16 protein-coding genes are annotated in these 16117 nt (G+C 44.3%); 11 read left to right on the plus strand and 5 right to left on the minus strand.

Annotation, left to right across the window (positions count from 1 at the left end; all coding sequences use genetic code 11):
* Window positions 1–100: 100 nt before the first annotated feature.
* Genes AAFX28_RS05345 through AAFX28_RS05355 form a run of 3 tightly spaced genes read left to right on the plus strand, consistent with a single transcriptional unit; the run spans window position 101 to window position 2319 of the window.
* Window positions 101–1465 carry a DNA-3-methyladenine glycosylase 2 family protein gene (locus AAFX28_RS05345; RefSeq protein WP_408686332.1) on the plus strand — a complete coding sequence of 455 codons (1365 nt, stop codon included), beginning with the start codon at window positions 101–103 and terminating at the stop codon, window positions 1463–1465.
* Complete coding sequence (locus AAFX28_RS05350; protein WP_408686334.1) at window positions 1462–1938, plus strand: methylated-DNA--[protein]-cysteine S-methyltransferase; 477 nt, start codon at window positions 1462–1464, stop codon at window positions 1936–1938. The genes AAFX28_RS05345 and AAFX28_RS05350 overlap by 4 nt, the downstream gene beginning before the upstream one ends.
* Before the next feature lie 3 nt (window positions 1939–1941).
* Entirely contained in the window at window positions 1942–2319 is a 378-nt protein-coding gene (locus AAFX28_RS05355) for a hypothetical protein (protein ID WP_408686336.1), read from the plus strand.
* Window positions 2320–2396: 77 nt separating this feature from the next.
* Here the strand turns inward: AAFX28_RS05355 and nhaD are convergent, their stop codons facing one another.
* Window positions 2397–3833 carry a sodium:proton antiporter NhaD gene (gene nhaD, locus AAFX28_RS05360; RefSeq protein WP_408686338.1) on the minus strand — a complete coding sequence of 479 codons (1437 nt, stop codon included), beginning with the start codon at window positions 3831–3833 and terminating at the stop codon, window positions 2397–2399.
* A 337-nt stretch (window positions 3834–4170) separates the two neighbouring features.
* Here nhaD and AAFX28_RS05365 point away from each other — a divergent pair, with 337 nt between their 5' ends.
* From AAFX28_RS05365 to AAFX28_RS05375, 3 genes are read left to right on the plus strand one after another with little or no spacing between them, the layout of a single operon-like run.
* Entirely contained in the window at window positions 4171–4911 is a 741-nt protein-coding gene (locus tag AAFX28_RS05365) for a nucleoside recognition domain-containing protein (RefSeq protein WP_408686340.1), read from the plus strand.
* Window positions 4911–5378 carry a YjiG family protein gene (locus AAFX28_RS05370; protein ID WP_126572850.1) on the plus strand — a complete coding sequence of 156 codons (468 nt, stop codon included), beginning with the start codon at window positions 4911–4913 and terminating at the stop codon, window positions 5376–5378. The genes AAFX28_RS05365 and AAFX28_RS05370 overlap by 1 nt, the downstream gene beginning before the upstream one ends.
* Window positions 5379–5386: 8 nt before the next feature.
* On the plus strand, window positions 5387–6511 hold the full coding sequence (locus tag AAFX28_RS05375) for a M20 family metallopeptidase (protein WP_408686342.1): 1125 nt from the start codon (window positions 5387–5389) through the stop codon (window positions 6509–6511).
* Window positions 6512–6589: 78 nt separating this feature from the next.
* Here the strand turns inward: AAFX28_RS05375 and AAFX28_RS05380 are convergent, their stop codons facing one another.
* Window positions 6590–7708, minus strand: coding sequence for a M28 family metallopeptidase (locus AAFX28_RS05380; RefSeq protein WP_408686343.1), 1119 nt, complete (start codon window positions 7706–7708; stop codon window positions 6590–6592).
* Between the two features lie 404 nt (window positions 7709–8112).
* Window positions 8113–9417 carry a dicarboxylate/amino acid:cation symporter gene (locus tag AAFX28_RS05385; protein WP_408686345.1) on the minus strand — a complete coding sequence of 435 codons (1305 nt, stop codon included), beginning with the start codon at window positions 9415–9417 and terminating at the stop codon, window positions 8113–8115.
* A gap of 438 nt (window positions 9418–9855) precedes the next feature.
* Between AAFX28_RS05385 and AAFX28_RS05390 the strand changes: the two genes are divergently transcribed.
* Complete coding sequence (locus tag AAFX28_RS05390) at window positions 9856–10476, plus strand: LysE family translocator (protein ID WP_408686347.1); 621 nt, start codon at window positions 9856–9858, stop codon at window positions 10474–10476.
* 2 nt (window positions 10477–10478) lie between these two features.
* Window positions 10479–10742 carry a hypothetical protein gene (locus AAFX28_RS05395; RefSeq protein ID WP_408686349.1) on the plus strand — a complete coding sequence of 88 codons (264 nt, stop codon included), beginning with the start codon at window positions 10479–10481 and terminating at the stop codon, window positions 10740–10742.
* Window positions 10743–10782: 40 nt separating this feature from the next.
* Here the strand turns inward: AAFX28_RS05395 and AAFX28_RS05400 are convergent, their stop codons facing one another.
* Complete coding sequence (locus AAFX28_RS05400) at window positions 10783–11961, minus strand: MFS transporter (RefSeq protein ID WP_408686351.1); 1179 nt, start codon at window positions 11959–11961, stop codon at window positions 10783–10785.
* 127 nt (window positions 11962–12088) lie between these two features.
* On the opposite strand from AAFX28_RS05400, the gene AAFX28_RS05405 reads away from it, so the two are divergent.
* Entirely contained in the window at window positions 12089–12970 is an 882-nt protein-coding gene (locus AAFX28_RS05405) for a LysR substrate-binding domain-containing protein (RefSeq protein WP_408686821.1), read from the plus strand.
* Between the two features lie 59 nt (window positions 12971–13029).
* Here the strand turns inward: AAFX28_RS05405 and AAFX28_RS05410 are convergent, their stop codons facing one another.
* Window positions 13030–13935, minus strand: a complete 906-nt coding sequence (locus AAFX28_RS05410; RefSeq protein WP_408686353.1) for a LysR family transcriptional regulator — start codon at window positions 13933–13935, stop codon at window positions 13030–13032.
* A 178-nt stretch (window positions 13936–14113) separates the two neighbouring features.
* On the opposite strand from AAFX28_RS05410, the gene AAFX28_RS05415 reads away from it, so the two are divergent.
* Together AAFX28_RS05415 and AAFX28_RS05420 are read left to right on the plus strand one after the other, a co-directional pair.
* Window positions 14114–15502 (plus strand): MATE family efflux transporter, encoded by a 1389-nt coding sequence (locus tag AAFX28_RS05415; RefSeq protein WP_408686355.1) that lies wholly within the window; start codon window positions 14114–14116, stop codon window positions 15500–15502.
* Window positions 15503–15650: 148 nt separating this feature from the next.
* A complete protein-coding gene (locus tag AAFX28_RS05420) occupies window positions 15651–16109 on the plus strand; it encodes a YaiI/YqxD family protein (RefSeq protein WP_053439592.1) in 459 nt (152 codons plus the stop codon).
* Window positions 16110–16117 lie beyond the last annotated feature (8 nt).

The raw sequence follows: 16117 nt of genomic DNA on the forward strand, positions 1-16117 counted from the left end.
AATATAGGTTGGTAAATTCGCTTGAGTTCCGAAAATGGCTAGTATTTAGATGGTGAAGTTTTAAACTTTACATAACAGTCTGAAGAATAGCAGAAAGATAATGGAAACCGGGCACACCACATTAACAAAAAAAGATTGTCATATTGCTCGAATGGCGAGGGATCGTCGTTTTGATGGCCGTTTTTACGTAGCGGTGAAAACAACAGGTATTTTCTGTCGACCGATCTGTCCAGCCAATTTGCCTAAAGAAGAAAATGTCGAATATTACCTCGATAAAGCTCAGGCACTTCAGGCTGGGTATAGACCATGTTTACGCTGTCGCCCTGACAGTGCACCAAGTTCTTGGGCATGGAAAGGTATCGAAGCAACTTTTCACAGGGCAGTTAGCCTGATCGAGCAGGGAGCACTGACTCACTCTTCACTTCTTGAATTGTCAGAGCGACTCGGCGTTTCAGATCGTTATCTACGTAAGCTATTTAATCAGCATATAGGAATGTCTCCCAAGCAATATGCGATTTGCTATCAGCTGATGTTTGCAAAACAACTGCTTCATACTAGTCACCTTTCGATAACCGACATTGCACTTGCGAGTGGTTTTAACAGTGTTCGTCGCTTTAATGATGCGTTTAAGCAGACAATGCGCCTCGCACCGAGCCAAGTTCGTAAAGAAACACAATCCGATGGTCGATTTAATCATATTGACCTTGCTTTCAGAGGACCACTAGATTGGCAGTATATGCTCGACTTTTATCAGCTCCGTTCAATCGGAGGACTAGAGAGAATTTCGAAAAACTCGTACGAACGAACTATTGAAATAGATGGTTGTAAGGGATGGTTCTCTATCGCGAATACCAAACCCGGTGTCATGAGGGTTGAGTTCAAACTCGACGATATGAAGAAACTACGTTTACTGGTCAACCAAATTCGCCGTATGTTCGATCTAGACAGCGATATATTGCAAATAGAAGATCTCCTATCTTCCATTGAACCGACGCTTATTAAGCGATCAGGAATCCGAATTCCCGGTGTATGGAGTCCTTGGGAGGCAGGGGTAAGAGCTATCTTAGGTCAGCAAGTGTCAATTAAGGCTGCTATTGGTCAATTGAACTTGCTCGTGAACACCTTGCAACCATCGGGAATCACTCATTTTCCTACACCTACAGAAGTGAACCAAGCTGACTTGTCGTTTCTAAGGATGCCACAAAGCCGAAAAGAGACGCTGGCGAGGTTTGCGAATTATATGATTGACCATCAAGAACAACCGTTAGAAGATTGGCTACGTTTAAAGGGGATTGGTCCTTGGACGGTCAACTATGCACGATTGCGTGGGAGTAGTGAGCCAAACTGTTTCCTTGATAGCGATTTAGTGGTCAAAAAAGCGTGTGAGTCCTTTACTCAATTAACTTCCGACGCAGTCTCTCCATGGGGGAGCTACGCGACATTTCATTGCTGGAGCAATACATGAACAATCGTTATACCCACTTTGCGTCGCCTTTGGGGACAATAACGCTACAAGCGAATGAGCAAGGCCTATTGGGCGCATGGTTTGAGACTCAGACCACACAACCAGAAAATTTGGGTGAGTATACTAAGTCTGATCCTATACTAACTAATAGTATCAACCAGTTAGAGGAATATTTCTCGGGGAAACGTACTACGTTCGACTTACCAATAGCTGCGCAAGGTACAGAGTTCCAAAAACAAGTGTGGCATGCACTAACGACCATCCCATACGGCCAGACGTGGAGCTATCAAGACTTAGCGGATGCGATCGGCAATCCCAAAGCGGTAAGAGCGGTTGGGTTGGCCAATGGGAAAAATCCGATTTCGATTATTGTTCCATGTCATCGCGTTATTGGTAAAAATGGCAAGCTCACTGGCTATGCTGGTGGTGTTGAACGAAAAGCTAAACTTTTAGAGCTGGAGAAAGTGGAGTAATTCATGAGAACAAAACACTGGAAAGTGACCCTTGGTGTTGTCGGCTTGATGTCTACTGTTCTATTGGGCTGCTCAGAAGAAAAAGCTGAGAGAATGCTCAATAAAAAAACTTACTCATTTATCGGTGTTTACGAGAACCAGCACAATGGTGATTTGCTTGAGTTTAGCGACGCGCAAGTGACCGTAATCAAAGACGACGGTGATAGCTTTACCAAACCATTCGAAGTTAAAGATAATAACCTCATCATACAGATGCGGAATAACTCTAAAGAAAAGCGAGACGATATTGTCATGCGTATTCATGGCGATAACGAGCTGTTAACTTGCAGTGTCTGTGCTAAATATCAACTGTCGAGTACTTGGTTGAAACGCTATGAATAACATGACTTCCAAGGTTAATCCCCATATCGAAAAGAGCTGCTCAATGGCAGCTCTTTTTATATTGTTTTTAAGGATGGTTAGGTAAATAACGCCGAATTCATCATTAAATGGACTGCGATACTGGCGGCATAACCGATGGCAATGACGGGCATCCACTTAAGGTGACCAAAGAAGGTATATTTACCATGTGCAGCCCCCATCAATGCAACTCCTGCTGCTGAACCTATTGATAACAAGCTACCTCCGACCCCAGCAGTCAATGTAACAAGCAACCAGTTCCCCATATCCATTGCGGGTTCCATGGTTAGTACTGCAAACATCACTGGAATGTTATCGACAATAGCAGACAAAATTCCCACCATCACGTTAGCCCAAATAGGGTCCCATTGGGTATACATGACCTCAGAGATTAACCCTAAATAGCCGAGTAAGCTCAGCCCGCCGACACACATCACAACACCATAGAAGAACAGTAGAGTGTCCCATTCGGCATGAGAAACACGTCTGAATACATCGAATGGGACAACTGAACCTAACCGTTTTAAAGCGAGATCGTCGCGGTTCTCGATCGCTTTAGCCGCTTTCTTGTGTAGAGATGCCTTGAGTGTTCTGCGCAGAAAGAAACCAAAGAACTGCAAATAGGCCAGTCCCATCATCATGCCAATGACTGGCGGGAAATGAAGTACCGCGTGGAAGGCAACGGCGGTCGCGATAGTGAGGATAAACAGGGCAACGATGCGTCTGGCACCTCGCTTTAACTCGACGTGTTGGTGGACCACATTTGGACTCGTGTTCGGAACAAATAGCGACATGATGATCGCAGGAAGTACATAGTTCACAACGGATGGAATGAACAAAGGCATAAACTCAGCAAAGGAAACATGACCAGCTTGCCACACCATTAGGGTTGTGATGTCGCCAAACGGGCTGAATGCGCCCCCTGCGTTAGCCGCAACAACAATGTTGATACACGCTAAGTTAATAAAACGGGGGTTATCGCCACCGACTTTCATTACCACTGCACACATTAAAAGTGCTGTGGTGAGGTTGTCCGCGATTGGCGAGATAAAGAAAGCCAAAATACCGGTTAGCCAAAAGAGGGTTTTAAAATTAAATCCCTTACCCACCATCCAAGCTTGTAGGGCATCAAACAGACGTCGCTCTTCCATAGCACTTATGTACGTCATGGCAACAAGCAGGAATAGCAGCAGCTCAGCATATTCGAGCAAGTTATGCTCTAGAGCGGCTTTGGCGATCTCGATTTGATCATATTGAGAATAAACATAACCAATCATTGCCCAAATTAAACCCGCTGCGAGCAACACAGGCTTAGATTTGCGTAATTGCAAGTATTCCTCGAGCATCACCAGCGCATAAGCAAAACCAAAGATAATCAAAGCGGCGTAGCCAATGGTTGAATCAGTTAATGGTAGAGTTTGGTTGGTAGTAGTGGCGGCAAAAGCAGATACGGGCAGTAAAAAAAGGGCAACAAAAATGGACCACGACATTTTCATACTTTCACTCCTTGAAAGTTTTTGGAAAGTTGTTGTTTTTATGGTGAATCCATTCTAGTGAGTAATTGATAACTGATATGTGAAGTAAGTTTGATCTGTTTAAATTGTCACCGGTTAATTAACCGATTATGACTAAAGTATGAATCTTTATGATATGCAATGTTGATTTTTATGGTTGGGTCGATGTTCTGTTTATGGCGTTAATCACAAAATATGATAGCGGGTTGAAAGTTATTAATAGTTTGTATCACTATTTGATTATGATCATCACTACCGGTATGACTTTGACTCAAGATCCTATGTGTTCTGTTCCACATAAGAAAAACATAGGTGATTTATGTCCAATCCAACTCAGAAAGAGCGCAAGGTTACGTGGGGATGCTACGTTGCCCTAGCGTTTGCGGTGGTATTCTTTTCAGGCTTAATGAAGTCAAATGAATGGTACGGTGTACTCGATTTTACGACGCTAAATGGTTCATTTGGTAAAGTTGCTTACGACGTCAAAGATACCGCAGAAGGTGTCGAAGCAGCGACTACTTCTTTACGTGGTAAAGGCGGTAGCGGTGCTCGCGACGGCTTTATCTTTGCGTTAACTCTTATCCCAACTGTAATGTTCGCTCTTGGTGTTATCAACGTTCTTGAACATTACGGTGCTTTAGATGCCGCTCGTAAGCTTCTTACTCCTCTACTTCGTCCACTAATGGGTATCCCTGGCAGCTCGGGCCTTGCTCTAATTGCATCTCTACAAAGTACTGATGCAGGTGCTGCGATGACTCGTCAATTGAAAGACGAAGGGCGACTCACGAAACGTGAAACCGATGTCTTCACAATGTTCCAGTTCACAGCAGGTGCAACCATCGTTAACTTCTTCTCTTCAGGTGCAGTGCTGTTTACTCTGACTTTGGCTGACGGTTCGACAGCAGTAACTACTTCAATTGGTCTAGCGGTCGCAATTATGTTCGTGTTCAAGTTTGTTGGTGCGAACCTATTCCGTATCTACCTAAACCTGACTGAAGGGAAAGCAGACAAAGAAGACAAAAACAACGATGCCCAGAACCTAAAAGAGGAGACAGCATAATGAGCGAAGTTAAAGCAAGAAAACCAATGGTTACTGATATTTTCGTTGAAGGTGCTAAGAAAGGTTGGGTTATCGCAACAACATCAACCGTACCGAATGTATTGATGGCATTCGTGATCATTAAAGCGCTACAAATTACAGGTGCGTTAGATGCGATGGGGACGATCTTTGCCCCTATCATGGCGGTATTTGGTCTTCCTGGTGAAGCTGCAGCGGTTCTAATCGGTGCGTGGATGTCGATGGGTGGTGCAGTTGGCGTTGTCATCACATTGTTTGACCAAGGCATTCTAAACGGTGCTCACATTGCGATTTTAGCACCGGCTATCTACCTTATGGGCTCTCAGGTTCAGTACATGGGACGTATTATGGGCCCAATTGGTACTGAAGGCCGCTACATTCCAGTGATGATTGCTATCTCTGTTCTTAACGCGTTCGGTGCAATGCTTGTAATGAACTTGTTTGTGTAGGGTGAGCTATGAACTTCTCATTGAATGAATACTTGGAAGAGCTACGCCCTCTGATTGATGTCGATTGCGGTACCTACACTGTTGATGGTATTAAATTTATCGCTGATCAGTTTGAAGCAAAATTTGCCGAGCTAGTAGGCTGGCAGGTAAAGCGAGTTGACTGCGGTAAAGCAGGCGTTGGATTGGAGATTCGTAACAAACCTGAAGCAGAACACATTGATGTGATGCTGATTGGTCATATGGACACTGTATTCCCAGTCGGCACAGCGGAATTACGTCCAATGACAACCGATGCTGAAAAAGCGTATGGGCCGGGTGTATCTGACATGAAATCTGGCTTGCTGAACGTTGTTTATGCAATGCGTAACCTTGATCCATCAGTACTCGATAAGTTGTCGATTTGTATCTGCATGAATCCTGATGAAGAAACAGGGTCGCTCGACTCTGTGGATTGGATTCAAGCGACGGCTAAACACGCTAAAAATGTGTTGGTTGCAGAAGCGGCTCGTGCTGATGGTGGCTTAGTGAAAGCACGTAAAGGCATGGCCCGTTATAAGATGACCTTTAGCGGTGTCGCTGCTCATGCTGGCAACGAACCAGAAAACGGTCGTAGTGCTATTACAGAAATGGCGAATTGGATCATTGCGATTAATGCAATGACTAATTTTGAGTCTGGAACAACACTGAATGTTGGTATTGTTTCTGGCGGCGCTGGTGCGAATATCGTACCTGACCACGCTGAAGCGATTGTGGATGTAAGATTCTGGAGTAACTCGGAGTACGATGACGTTGATACTGAGCTGCACGCACTGACTCAGCGCCCATTTGTTGATGGTGTTTCTATCCAGCTAGAGCGAGAAGCGTACAAACCATCCATGGTACCAAGTGAGCAAACTCAAGGGTTGATGACATTGGTAGAGCAAGCTGCTGATGAGCTGGCCATCGACATCAATTGGAAAGAAGTTGGTGGCGGTTCCGATGCGAACAATACCGCAATCTTAGGTGTTCCAACTCTTGATGGGTTAGGTCCTATTGGTGCTGGCTTCCACAGTGATCAAGAATACCTGTTGTTAGAGTCGATTGAACCGCGCATCAAGATGTTAATGCGTGTATTAGAGAAGCTAGCAAAATAGGTTATTAAAAATAGCTGACTAACGATAAAGATAAAGCCCGGACAATTCCGGGCTTTTTGGTATTTCACACAGTAGTGGCTAGCTGTTGTTTGGGAAGTAATCTTTATTGGTTAGATACTCCACAACGACTTCAACGTTGTTTGATGTTTGGGTATTCACTCTTCCGGGGAATGCTTTTTCTAGAACATCTAATCGATCAAACTCTGTATGCCAAATTTTTCCCCATTTGGATTCCGTATCGCGGTCACATGCGGTTTTGTTTTCTTTGTCGTAGCAGTCCCACATCATTGGGTTTTCTGTTTGTGAATAACCATCGAAACCATCTTGACCGTTAATATTGAAGTTCGTCGCTTCTACGTAAGCGATAGGAATTCCTGCACAAGCGAATGGTGCATGATCTGACCAAGAGCCTGTTTCACCCTCAGGATAGCCTGGGAATTCTGGGTGGATTACGTATTTATTCGCTTCACCAATTTGACTGACCGATGCCTTTAGCATACCGTCTCTGACCCAAGCTTGATTGTTGTAGGTCGACTCATTGAAGCCAAGGGTTTTACATACCTTCTTGTACTCGCCATAGTCTGAGTGAGCTGAGTGGACATAAACGATATCACCACCGCCAACCGTGTCGTAGTTAATCATCGCGATGACGTCATCTAGTTTTCCACTCTCGGCTGCATTTTTTACGTAGTATTTTGATCCATTTAAGCCGTTCTCTTCCGCACCAACAAAGATGATACGAACTGTGTATGGGATGGACTCTTTGTTTTGTAATGCTTCAGCTATTGCGGTTGCAGCCGCTAGACCAGCACCGTTATCCGTTGCGCCTAATGAACCGTGGTCATCTCCAGTTGAATCGTAATGGGCGACTAAAACAATGACTTTATCGGATAGCCCTTTTTTCTCGACAATATAGTTGGTCGAGGCTTTAGATTTGTTTTTTATCTTATAAGTAAATGGTTGTACCTGAACCTCATAGCCAAAGCTGGAGAGCTTGTCGTGTATCCAAGCCCCTGCCTCTTGTTCGTGTTCAGTACTTGCAGGTCTAGCCCCAATACCTTGTTTTTCTTGTGCTATTTGACTTAAGTATTGAATAGCGTTTTGGCCATAATCGATGGGTATTTCGTTATTGCTGTTGCTGTAAGCAGAGAAGGAGAGTAGGCCCGTAATCACAGAGCACAGTATTGTTGTTTTCATCGCATGTCCTTGATATTGATTGGGTAAATAAGAGGGTGGCCTTTAAATTAACACAGGGGATACCAGAAATTTTGTGAAATAGCTCAACAGTAGCACCGACTAATTATGTGAAAAATATGCGTCGGTGAATGATTATTGGTGTGGGAATTAATGGGGCAATGGTGTGAGTAATTAAAATTGCGAGTTAAGCGGTTATACATGCATAGATGGTTCTTGCACGTTGGTTTGTTCAGCGGTGCTTGAGTCCGTTTATGTGAAGGTCATACAAATTACGGCGTGATTATCTGAGTGAGGGATAGGAAAGCAAGGATATTATTCGAATAGATACAGGGATGGAAGGCCAAATGTTACAAATACAAAAAGCCCCCAACCTAAGGTTGAGGGCCATGTGTGAGCAGTATAACTTATGCTTCAGTGCGCTTCAGATGCACTTCTTCTTCTTTAACGCCCGCCATTGGGTCGTTAAAGCGAGACTCATCAAGAGCACCTTCTGATTTCGCAACGATGATCGTAACAGCGCTGTCACCAGTGATGTTTACTGCAGTACGAATCATATCAAGTAGACGGTCAACACCCATAATAAGTGCGATGCCTTCTAGCGGTAGACCTACTTGGTTCAGTACCATTGCCAGCATGACTAGACCAACACCAGGTACACCTGCAGTACCGATAGAAGCTAGTGTTGCTGTCATGATGACCATTAGGTAGTCACCCATCGTCAGGTCAATATTAAATGCCTGCGCGATGAAAGCAGTCGCAACACCTTGCATGATCGCCGTACCATCCATGTTCACTGTCGCACCTAGTGGAACGGTGAACGAAGATACTCGGTTTTCAACACCCATACGGTTCTTCGCTGTTTCCATAGTTACTGGAATCGTCGCGTTTGAAGAAGCAGTAGAGAAGGCAAACATGATCGCATCTTCCATTTTCTTCAAGAAGGTAATTGGGCTAAGACCAGTAAAGCCTTTTAGCATTACACTGTAAGTAACTAAACCATGTAGCAGAAGTGTACCTGCTAGTACGAGGAAGTATTCTGCTAAGTTAACGATAGCGCCTAGCCCTAGGCCAGTGAATAGCTTCGCCATTAGGAAGAACACACCGTAAGGTGCAAGGTTCATCAAGATAGCAACTAGCTTCATGATGACTTCATTCAAATCAGAGAAGAATGAAGCGATACGTTCACCAGGCTTACCAGCTGCACTAATAGCGATACCGAACAACACAGCAAATACGATTACTTGCAGTGTTTTGCCCTCCGCCATTGCGCTAATTGGGTTGGTTGGGAACATATCAATGATCACCTGGCCCAATGATGGTGCTTCAGCTGATTTGAAAGAGCTTGCCGCGGTAAGATCTGCACCGGCACCTGGCTGGAATAGGTTACCCATAGTTAGGGCTAAAGTGATGGCTACAGCCGTGGTAGCAACGTAAAATCCGAGAGTTTTACCACCCATACGACCTAAAGTAGATAGGTCTTTCAGTGAACTTGTACCGCAAACAAGCGACACAAACACCAGTGGAACAACAAGCATTTTTAAGCTGGCAACAAAGATTTGGCCGCCGACTTCAAATAATCCATTTACAATGTATGCATCGACAAATCCGTTGTCAGCAAATAGGCTGCGAATCGCAAACCCGGTCAAGATACCCGCAACCATACCTAAAATAACACGGCCAGTTAGCGACATCGGTTTCTTGGTATTCATAGTGAACACTCCTTATAGTTATGCACCTTGAGTTCACTTCAAGGCGAGCAGGAGGTTAGCAGGCGACTTCAAAAATAAAAAAGAGAAATAACCGCTCAGATTTATAGATGTGATAATGGTCACTAGAAAAAATGCAGATTTAACCTGGTGGTAACCAGTATGATTAACGGTGTTATCTGTAAATGTTGTTTTTTAACGATTTTAATGCAAATTGTTAAACATGAGCTCTTTCTCATTACTTGAGAAATTAAGTGCATATATCAATTGGCTCTACTTAGAGCTGCATATATAGTCATGAGTTATGCACATGTCTTGATATTTTCTCCCACCTTTATCCTGACAAACCCTTCCAAATAGCACATAAGATGTATTGGTTTTAACAAGGTATTGTTCTATGTTAGACGGTCACTAATACAATAAATAAAACTATCGATAGTTATGAATACCGCTTTGCTGGGAATGTTTATTCCAACTTTCTTTTTTGTCTCGATTACTCCGGGAATGTGTATGACCTTAGCATTAACGCTAGGAATGAGTATTGGCTACCGTCGAGCGCTTTGGATGATGGCTGGTGAGCTTGTTGGGGTCGGGCTTGTTGCTGTAGCAGCAGTGCTGGGTATTGCCGCAGTGATGCTCAATTACCCATGGCTGTTTGTTGCACTCAAGCTGATTGGTGGAGGTTACCTGTTCTACCTTGGTGTCCAAATGTGGCGTTCAAAGGGAAAGCTTGCGATTAACATAGACGAAAGCGCACCTGCACCACAAAGTGATTGGGATCTAGTTGTACAAGGCTTTGTTACTGCTATTGCGAACCCTAAAGGGTGGGCATTTATGATTTCTTTGCTACCGCCGTTTATCGATCAATCCGCTGAACTAGCGCCACAATTGATTGTTCTGGTATCTATTATCTTGTTGTTCGAATTCATCTGTATGACGCTTTATGCCACTGGCGGTAAAGGATTGAAAAAATTACTTGGTCAATCACAAAATGTTCGTTTGATGAATCGTATTGCTGGCACTTTAATGATGGGCGTTGGCGTTTGGCTGTTAACGAGTTAGTGATGGGTTTACTCAATCGAATTAAAGCAGGTTTGATGGAAGTTCTGGATTTCCAGTCACGAGTTTGGGTTGTCAGTGTTTATGCCGGTGAACACAAAGGGGAGTCTTATGTGGTCAACGAAGACAGCTTTTCCGAACCGATGCAATGGATGAAACGCAAAGGGTATTCGGAAACGATGATCGAACAGATTGAAAAGATGCAGCGCTCGCAAGTAAAGGAGTTTGAGCTAGAAAAAGTAAAACATCGACTCATGCGTGTGAAATGATTCCAGCCCCTAAGTAAGCGAATACTTAGGGGCTGTTTTTTTAAGCTTGTTGAAGCGTTAGAGAACGTTTATCCAATGCGCCGCTTAAGCGAGTCAATAGAAGCGCACCCAGTACGATTGCCGCACCAACCCAAGGCGTATTCATCAGCCCTGAGTCTTCGACGATCAAACCGCCGCCCCAAGAGCCCAGCGCAATACCCACATTGAATGCCGCGATGTTGAGGCCAGAAGCCACGTCCACCGCGTCTGGTGCGTATTTTTCAGCAAGGTTTACCACGTATACTTGTAAGCCAGGTACATTACCAAATGCGAACGCTCCCCAAACCAGAATGGTAAGAACAGCTGCGATAGGGTTGTAAGCGGTAAAGTTGAATACAAGTAATACTAAGGCTAAGCCGACAAAGATAACCGTTAGCGCTTTGATTGGGCCCATAGAGTCAGCCATTTTTCCGCCCCAAATATTACCTACCGCAACCGAGACGCCGTAAACCAGCATGATTAAGCCAATAGCACTAGAGTTGAAGCCAGAGATCTCTTCAAGAATCGGCGCAAGGAAGGTAAAGGCCGTAAACGTGCCGCCGTAACCTAATGCAGTGATGGCGTAAACCAATAGCAAGCGAGGCTGTGTGAGTACCTTAAGCTGCGCAGAGAGTTTTGTCGCTGGTGGCTGCTTTAAGTTACTTGGTACTAACGCTGCACTACCTACTAGAGCAATTAAACCTAAGATTGCGACAATCAAAAACGTTGCTTGCCAGCCAAAAGTTTGACCGATGTAGGTACCCAGTGGTACTCCGGTTACTAGCGCAACGGTTAGGCCAGTAAACATGATGGCAATAGCGCTGGCTGCTTTCTCTTTGGAAACCAGCCCGGTTGCAATGGTAGAGCCTATCGAGAAGAACACCCCGTGTGCAAGACCTGTCAGGATACGAGCCATGACCAAGGTATTGTAGCCAGGTGCTTGCCACGCCAATAGGTTACCTAGAACAAACAGTGCCATCACTGTAAGTAGCACCTTCTTACGCGGCCAGTTACCTGTTAGAGCCGTAAGAACAGGAGCGCCAACCGCAACTCCTAAAGCGTACAAGCTAACTAACAGACCAGCAGAAGGTAGTGAAACGGAAAGGTCTGCTGCCATTGTAGGAATGAGTCCGACAATGACGAATTCGGTGGTGCCGATAGCAAAAGCACTCAGCGTTAATGCGAATAGAGCAATTGGCATAATGATTCTCATCGTTGTGTTGTTTGATGGCGTGCATTATTCAAGAAACTTTATTTGTGAAAAATAGTGCTCTTATCAAATTACTTTTGCTATAAATGATGGTAATTGGATTATAGAGATGAATGACATGCGCACACGTTCCGATGAATTGGACATGTTACTTACCGTGGTCGACAGTGGCGGGTTCTCCGCAGCCGCCGATGCGTTAGATATACAGGTCGCTCGCGTATCAAGAGCGGTGAGTAAAATTGAAAAACAGCTTGGGGTGTCGATTCTTAATCGAACCACCAGACGCATAGAACTCACCGATGAAGGGCGCCAGTTCATTGAGTCGATTCGTAAAGGGCTAGATATCATTAAGCAAGCGGAAGAGGAGATCGTTTCGCGTGGGGAGCTACCTAAGGGTCACCTACGAGTCGATGCTGCTAGTCCGTTTGTTTTTCATCAGTTAGTGCCTCTTATACATGAGTTTAAATCAGCCTATCCAGATATAGAGTTGGAGCTCACTTCGAATGAAGGTTTTGTTGACCTATTAGAGAAACGTACCGATGTCGCGATTCGTATTGGTCAACTCAAAGATTCGACATTGCATGCGAAACCTCTCGGGAAAAGCCCACTCTATATTGTCGCTTCTCCCGATTACCTAGCTCAACATGGGATACCTAAGTCAGTACCAGAGTTATCGCAACATCAAATCATAGGTTTTAACGCACCTAAGGTTCTCAACCAATGGCCGCTAAAAGGGTTTAAGTCGTTAGAGCCAAGTTTACTGTCCAGCAATGGAGAAACGGTTCGGCAGCTCGCTCTTAGCTCAAATGGCATCGCATGTTTATCAGGCTTCATGGTGAAACAAGATCTGGAGGCAGGGCGACTGGTATCGATTCTAGAGGATGAAAAGCTGCTCAATACTGATAGAGAGTTGGTTAACGCCGTCTATTACAAATCCTCGTCCGTCGCGAGGCGAATTTCTGCGTTTATCGACTTTATTCAACCTAGGCTCTCTTTGTGAGGCAAAGCAGCTTTATTCTGAGATAGCCACCAAGACGTCACTAACTCTCCACTGTTCTCTTAATCCGTTATTTGAGTGACGGCGAAATCAATGAAGGCACGGACTTTGGCTGACAGATGCTTCTTGCTCGGATAGACCAAATAGATAGGTAACTGTAGAGGAGGAAAGTCAGGAAAAAGCTCTATGAGTGACCCTTGTTCGAATTCATCATTAATGTGATCCCTTGGTAAACGAGTAATGCCTTGGCCAGCTTTACACATTGCTAGTTCAAGTTGAGGGCTGTTCGTGATCATTCTTGCTGTGGTAAGCACTTCGATAGGCTCACCGTTACGCTCTTGATATACCCATTTATGAGGCTGTTTGCTCAGGCTGTAGGCAATGACGCGATGGCTTTCTAGCTCTGACGGGTGACTAGGCGTACCATAATCTTTAAGGTATTGAGGGGAGGCAACGGTCACGCCAAAGCTAGAACAAAGCTTACGGCTTATTAGGCTGGAATCATCCATTGCTTCTGATGCTCTAATCACGATGTCAAAACCCTCATCAATCACATCAACCATGCGATCATTGATATCAACATCAAGTTGTACTTTAGGGAACTGTTGAGCAAACTGAACTAAAACAGGTTGAAGCTTAGTTAACCCAAAACTGACCGGGCAGCTTATCCTTAACGTCCCCTGAGGCTCTCGTTGACTGCCAGACACTAGGTTTTCCGCCGTTACAGCATCATCAATGATCTGCTGACAGCGCGCATAGAACTCTTTGCCTTCTGGGGTGAGCTTAAGAGTGCGAGTTGTACGCTGAAGTAGTCTCACTCCTAGTCGAGATTCGAGTTTATTAATCTCTTTGCTGATATACGATGTCGAATGTAAGGTCGCTTGCGCTGCATTGGTAAAACTGCCGCTATTAACGACTTCGACAAATATTACGATGCCATCGAGTAAATCTGTTTTCGCGCTCGCCATTTCAGCCTCTAAGTTTTATTCCAATTCATATGGAAATAATCATTGCACATTTACCCTATTAATAAATAAATGAGCACAATCTATGCTAATTACATCACAACTGAGCAAGCTGACTTTATGACAAACAGGCTGAGTCTTGTTCATTACGACGCTAATTAAACGCTTGAGGGCATGTAAGATGGAAAACCCACTCCTTGATAAACCGGTGAAAATATCATTGCTGACGATGGCAGCTCCTGCAGCGTTTGGAATGCTGATGACTTTCTTATTTCAGCTTGTGGATAGCTATTTTATTGGCCAATTAGGAACGCAAGAATTGGCTGCAATCAGTTATACCTACCCGGTTTACATCTTCATTATTAGCTTATTTATGGGGATATCTGCAGGGGTATCAGCAACGGTTGGACGCGCACTCGGTGAAAAGAATGCAACTAAGGCTCAATCATTGGTCACCATTTCGGTGTTGTCTTTCAGTGCGTTGTCGGCAGTGCTTGGTGTAATAGGTGTTTTCACTATGGAAAATACCTTTTCTTTGCTGGGGGCGAATAGCGGTTCTATCGATTTAATCGAGCAATATATGCAGCCAATTTACCTAGGAATGATGATCTTAGTCGGTGGTTTAATCGCAAATTCAGCCCTGATGGCGAAAGGGATCATGATCAAAACGATGGTGGTTATGGCATTAGGTGGAATCGTCAATGTGGTCTTTGACTATTTGCTGATTTTCGGTAATGCAGGTTTTCCTAATTATGGACTGGCGGGGGCTGCGTATGCGACCGTTATATCTTGGGCCGTGATTCTGTTTTGTATGCTGCTATTACTGTTACAAAACAAATTGTTCTCACTCACTTCGATATACCAAATAAGACTGCAATTGAAAGAGATAGTGTTAATTTCTAGCCCAGCAGTCGTCGCTCAAATTTTAAACCCAATCGCGATTGCCGTGATTACTGCTGTTGTATCGCAATACGGTCAAAGTGCAATGGCAGCATTTGGTATTGTGACGAGAATTGAGTCGTTGGTATTGACTGGAATACTTGCTTTAAGTGTTATTGTGACGCCGTTAACCGCCCAAAACTATGGTGCTAAAGCATATCGTCGACTGGATAATATTGTTGCTCTCTCAGGGCGTATGACGGTGTATTGGGGGATTGCATTTGGTTTGCTAACCATTGTATTTGCTGAATCGGTTATTGGTATTTTTAGCATTGATACTGAGGTGATTGAGTTCGGGCGTTGGTATTTCTATATTGTTGGCGCTACGTTCCCAGCGTTTGGTCTCGTGTTAATGGCGACGTCGTTCTTCAATGGTGTTCAGCAAGCAAAAATGTCACTGCGAGTCACCTTAGTGAAGTCATTGTTGCTCACCATCCCGTTAGCATTTATTGGTGGTTTGTTCACGATTGAGCTACTTTGGACTGGAGTAGCGGTTGCCAATATATTGGGGTGCCTTTACGCGAAAAAGTTGCTTGATGGTTGGCTGACGAAAAACGAATCACCGCTGATAAACCGTAACCCGCTAAAGGACTATGTTCGAGATGTTAAAGGCACTTTTTCACGTAATTGATAGAGCTGTGCAGGGCTGATAAGGGAGTGAACGCAACAAAGTTTAAGAAGCTGATATTGTTGATGAGTAAATATCGCTATTAAGCTGGAATGAATTGCGGTCTAATGGTGGGGTATAACAAGCCCCTATATAAAGGAAAATTAGTTTGATGAAGATTTGGGTTGATGCGGATGCGTGTCCAGTTGTGGTTCGTGATATTTTATTTCGCGCGTCTGAGCGTACGGGTGTAGAGGTGACATTGGTTGCCAATCAGTTTATTCGTACACCAGCATCACCAAAAGTGACCATGTTACAAGTCCAAGCCGGATTTGACGTTGCCGACAATGAAATCGTTAAACGTTGTGAAACGGGTGACCTTGTAATCACAAGTGATATCCCTCTGGCTGATGAAATTATCACTAAAGGTGGTCATGCGCTGAGTTCTCGCGGAGAAATGTTCACTAAAGAGAACATCAAATCACGTCTGAATATTCGTGACTTTATGGAAACCATGCGCAGCAGTGGCATTCAGACTGGTGGGCCTGCACCGCTGAGCCAAGCCGACCGTCAGCAATTCGCTAATCATTTAGATAAGTGGTTAGTACAGTGGCAACGTGCGCAAAAATAGGTTTATTT

The sequence above is a fragment of the Vibrio sp. TBV020 genome (genome assembly GCF_046056895.1).
Taxonomy (GTDB): Bacteria; Pseudomonadota; Gammaproteobacteria; order Enterobacterales; family Vibrionaceae; genus Vibrio.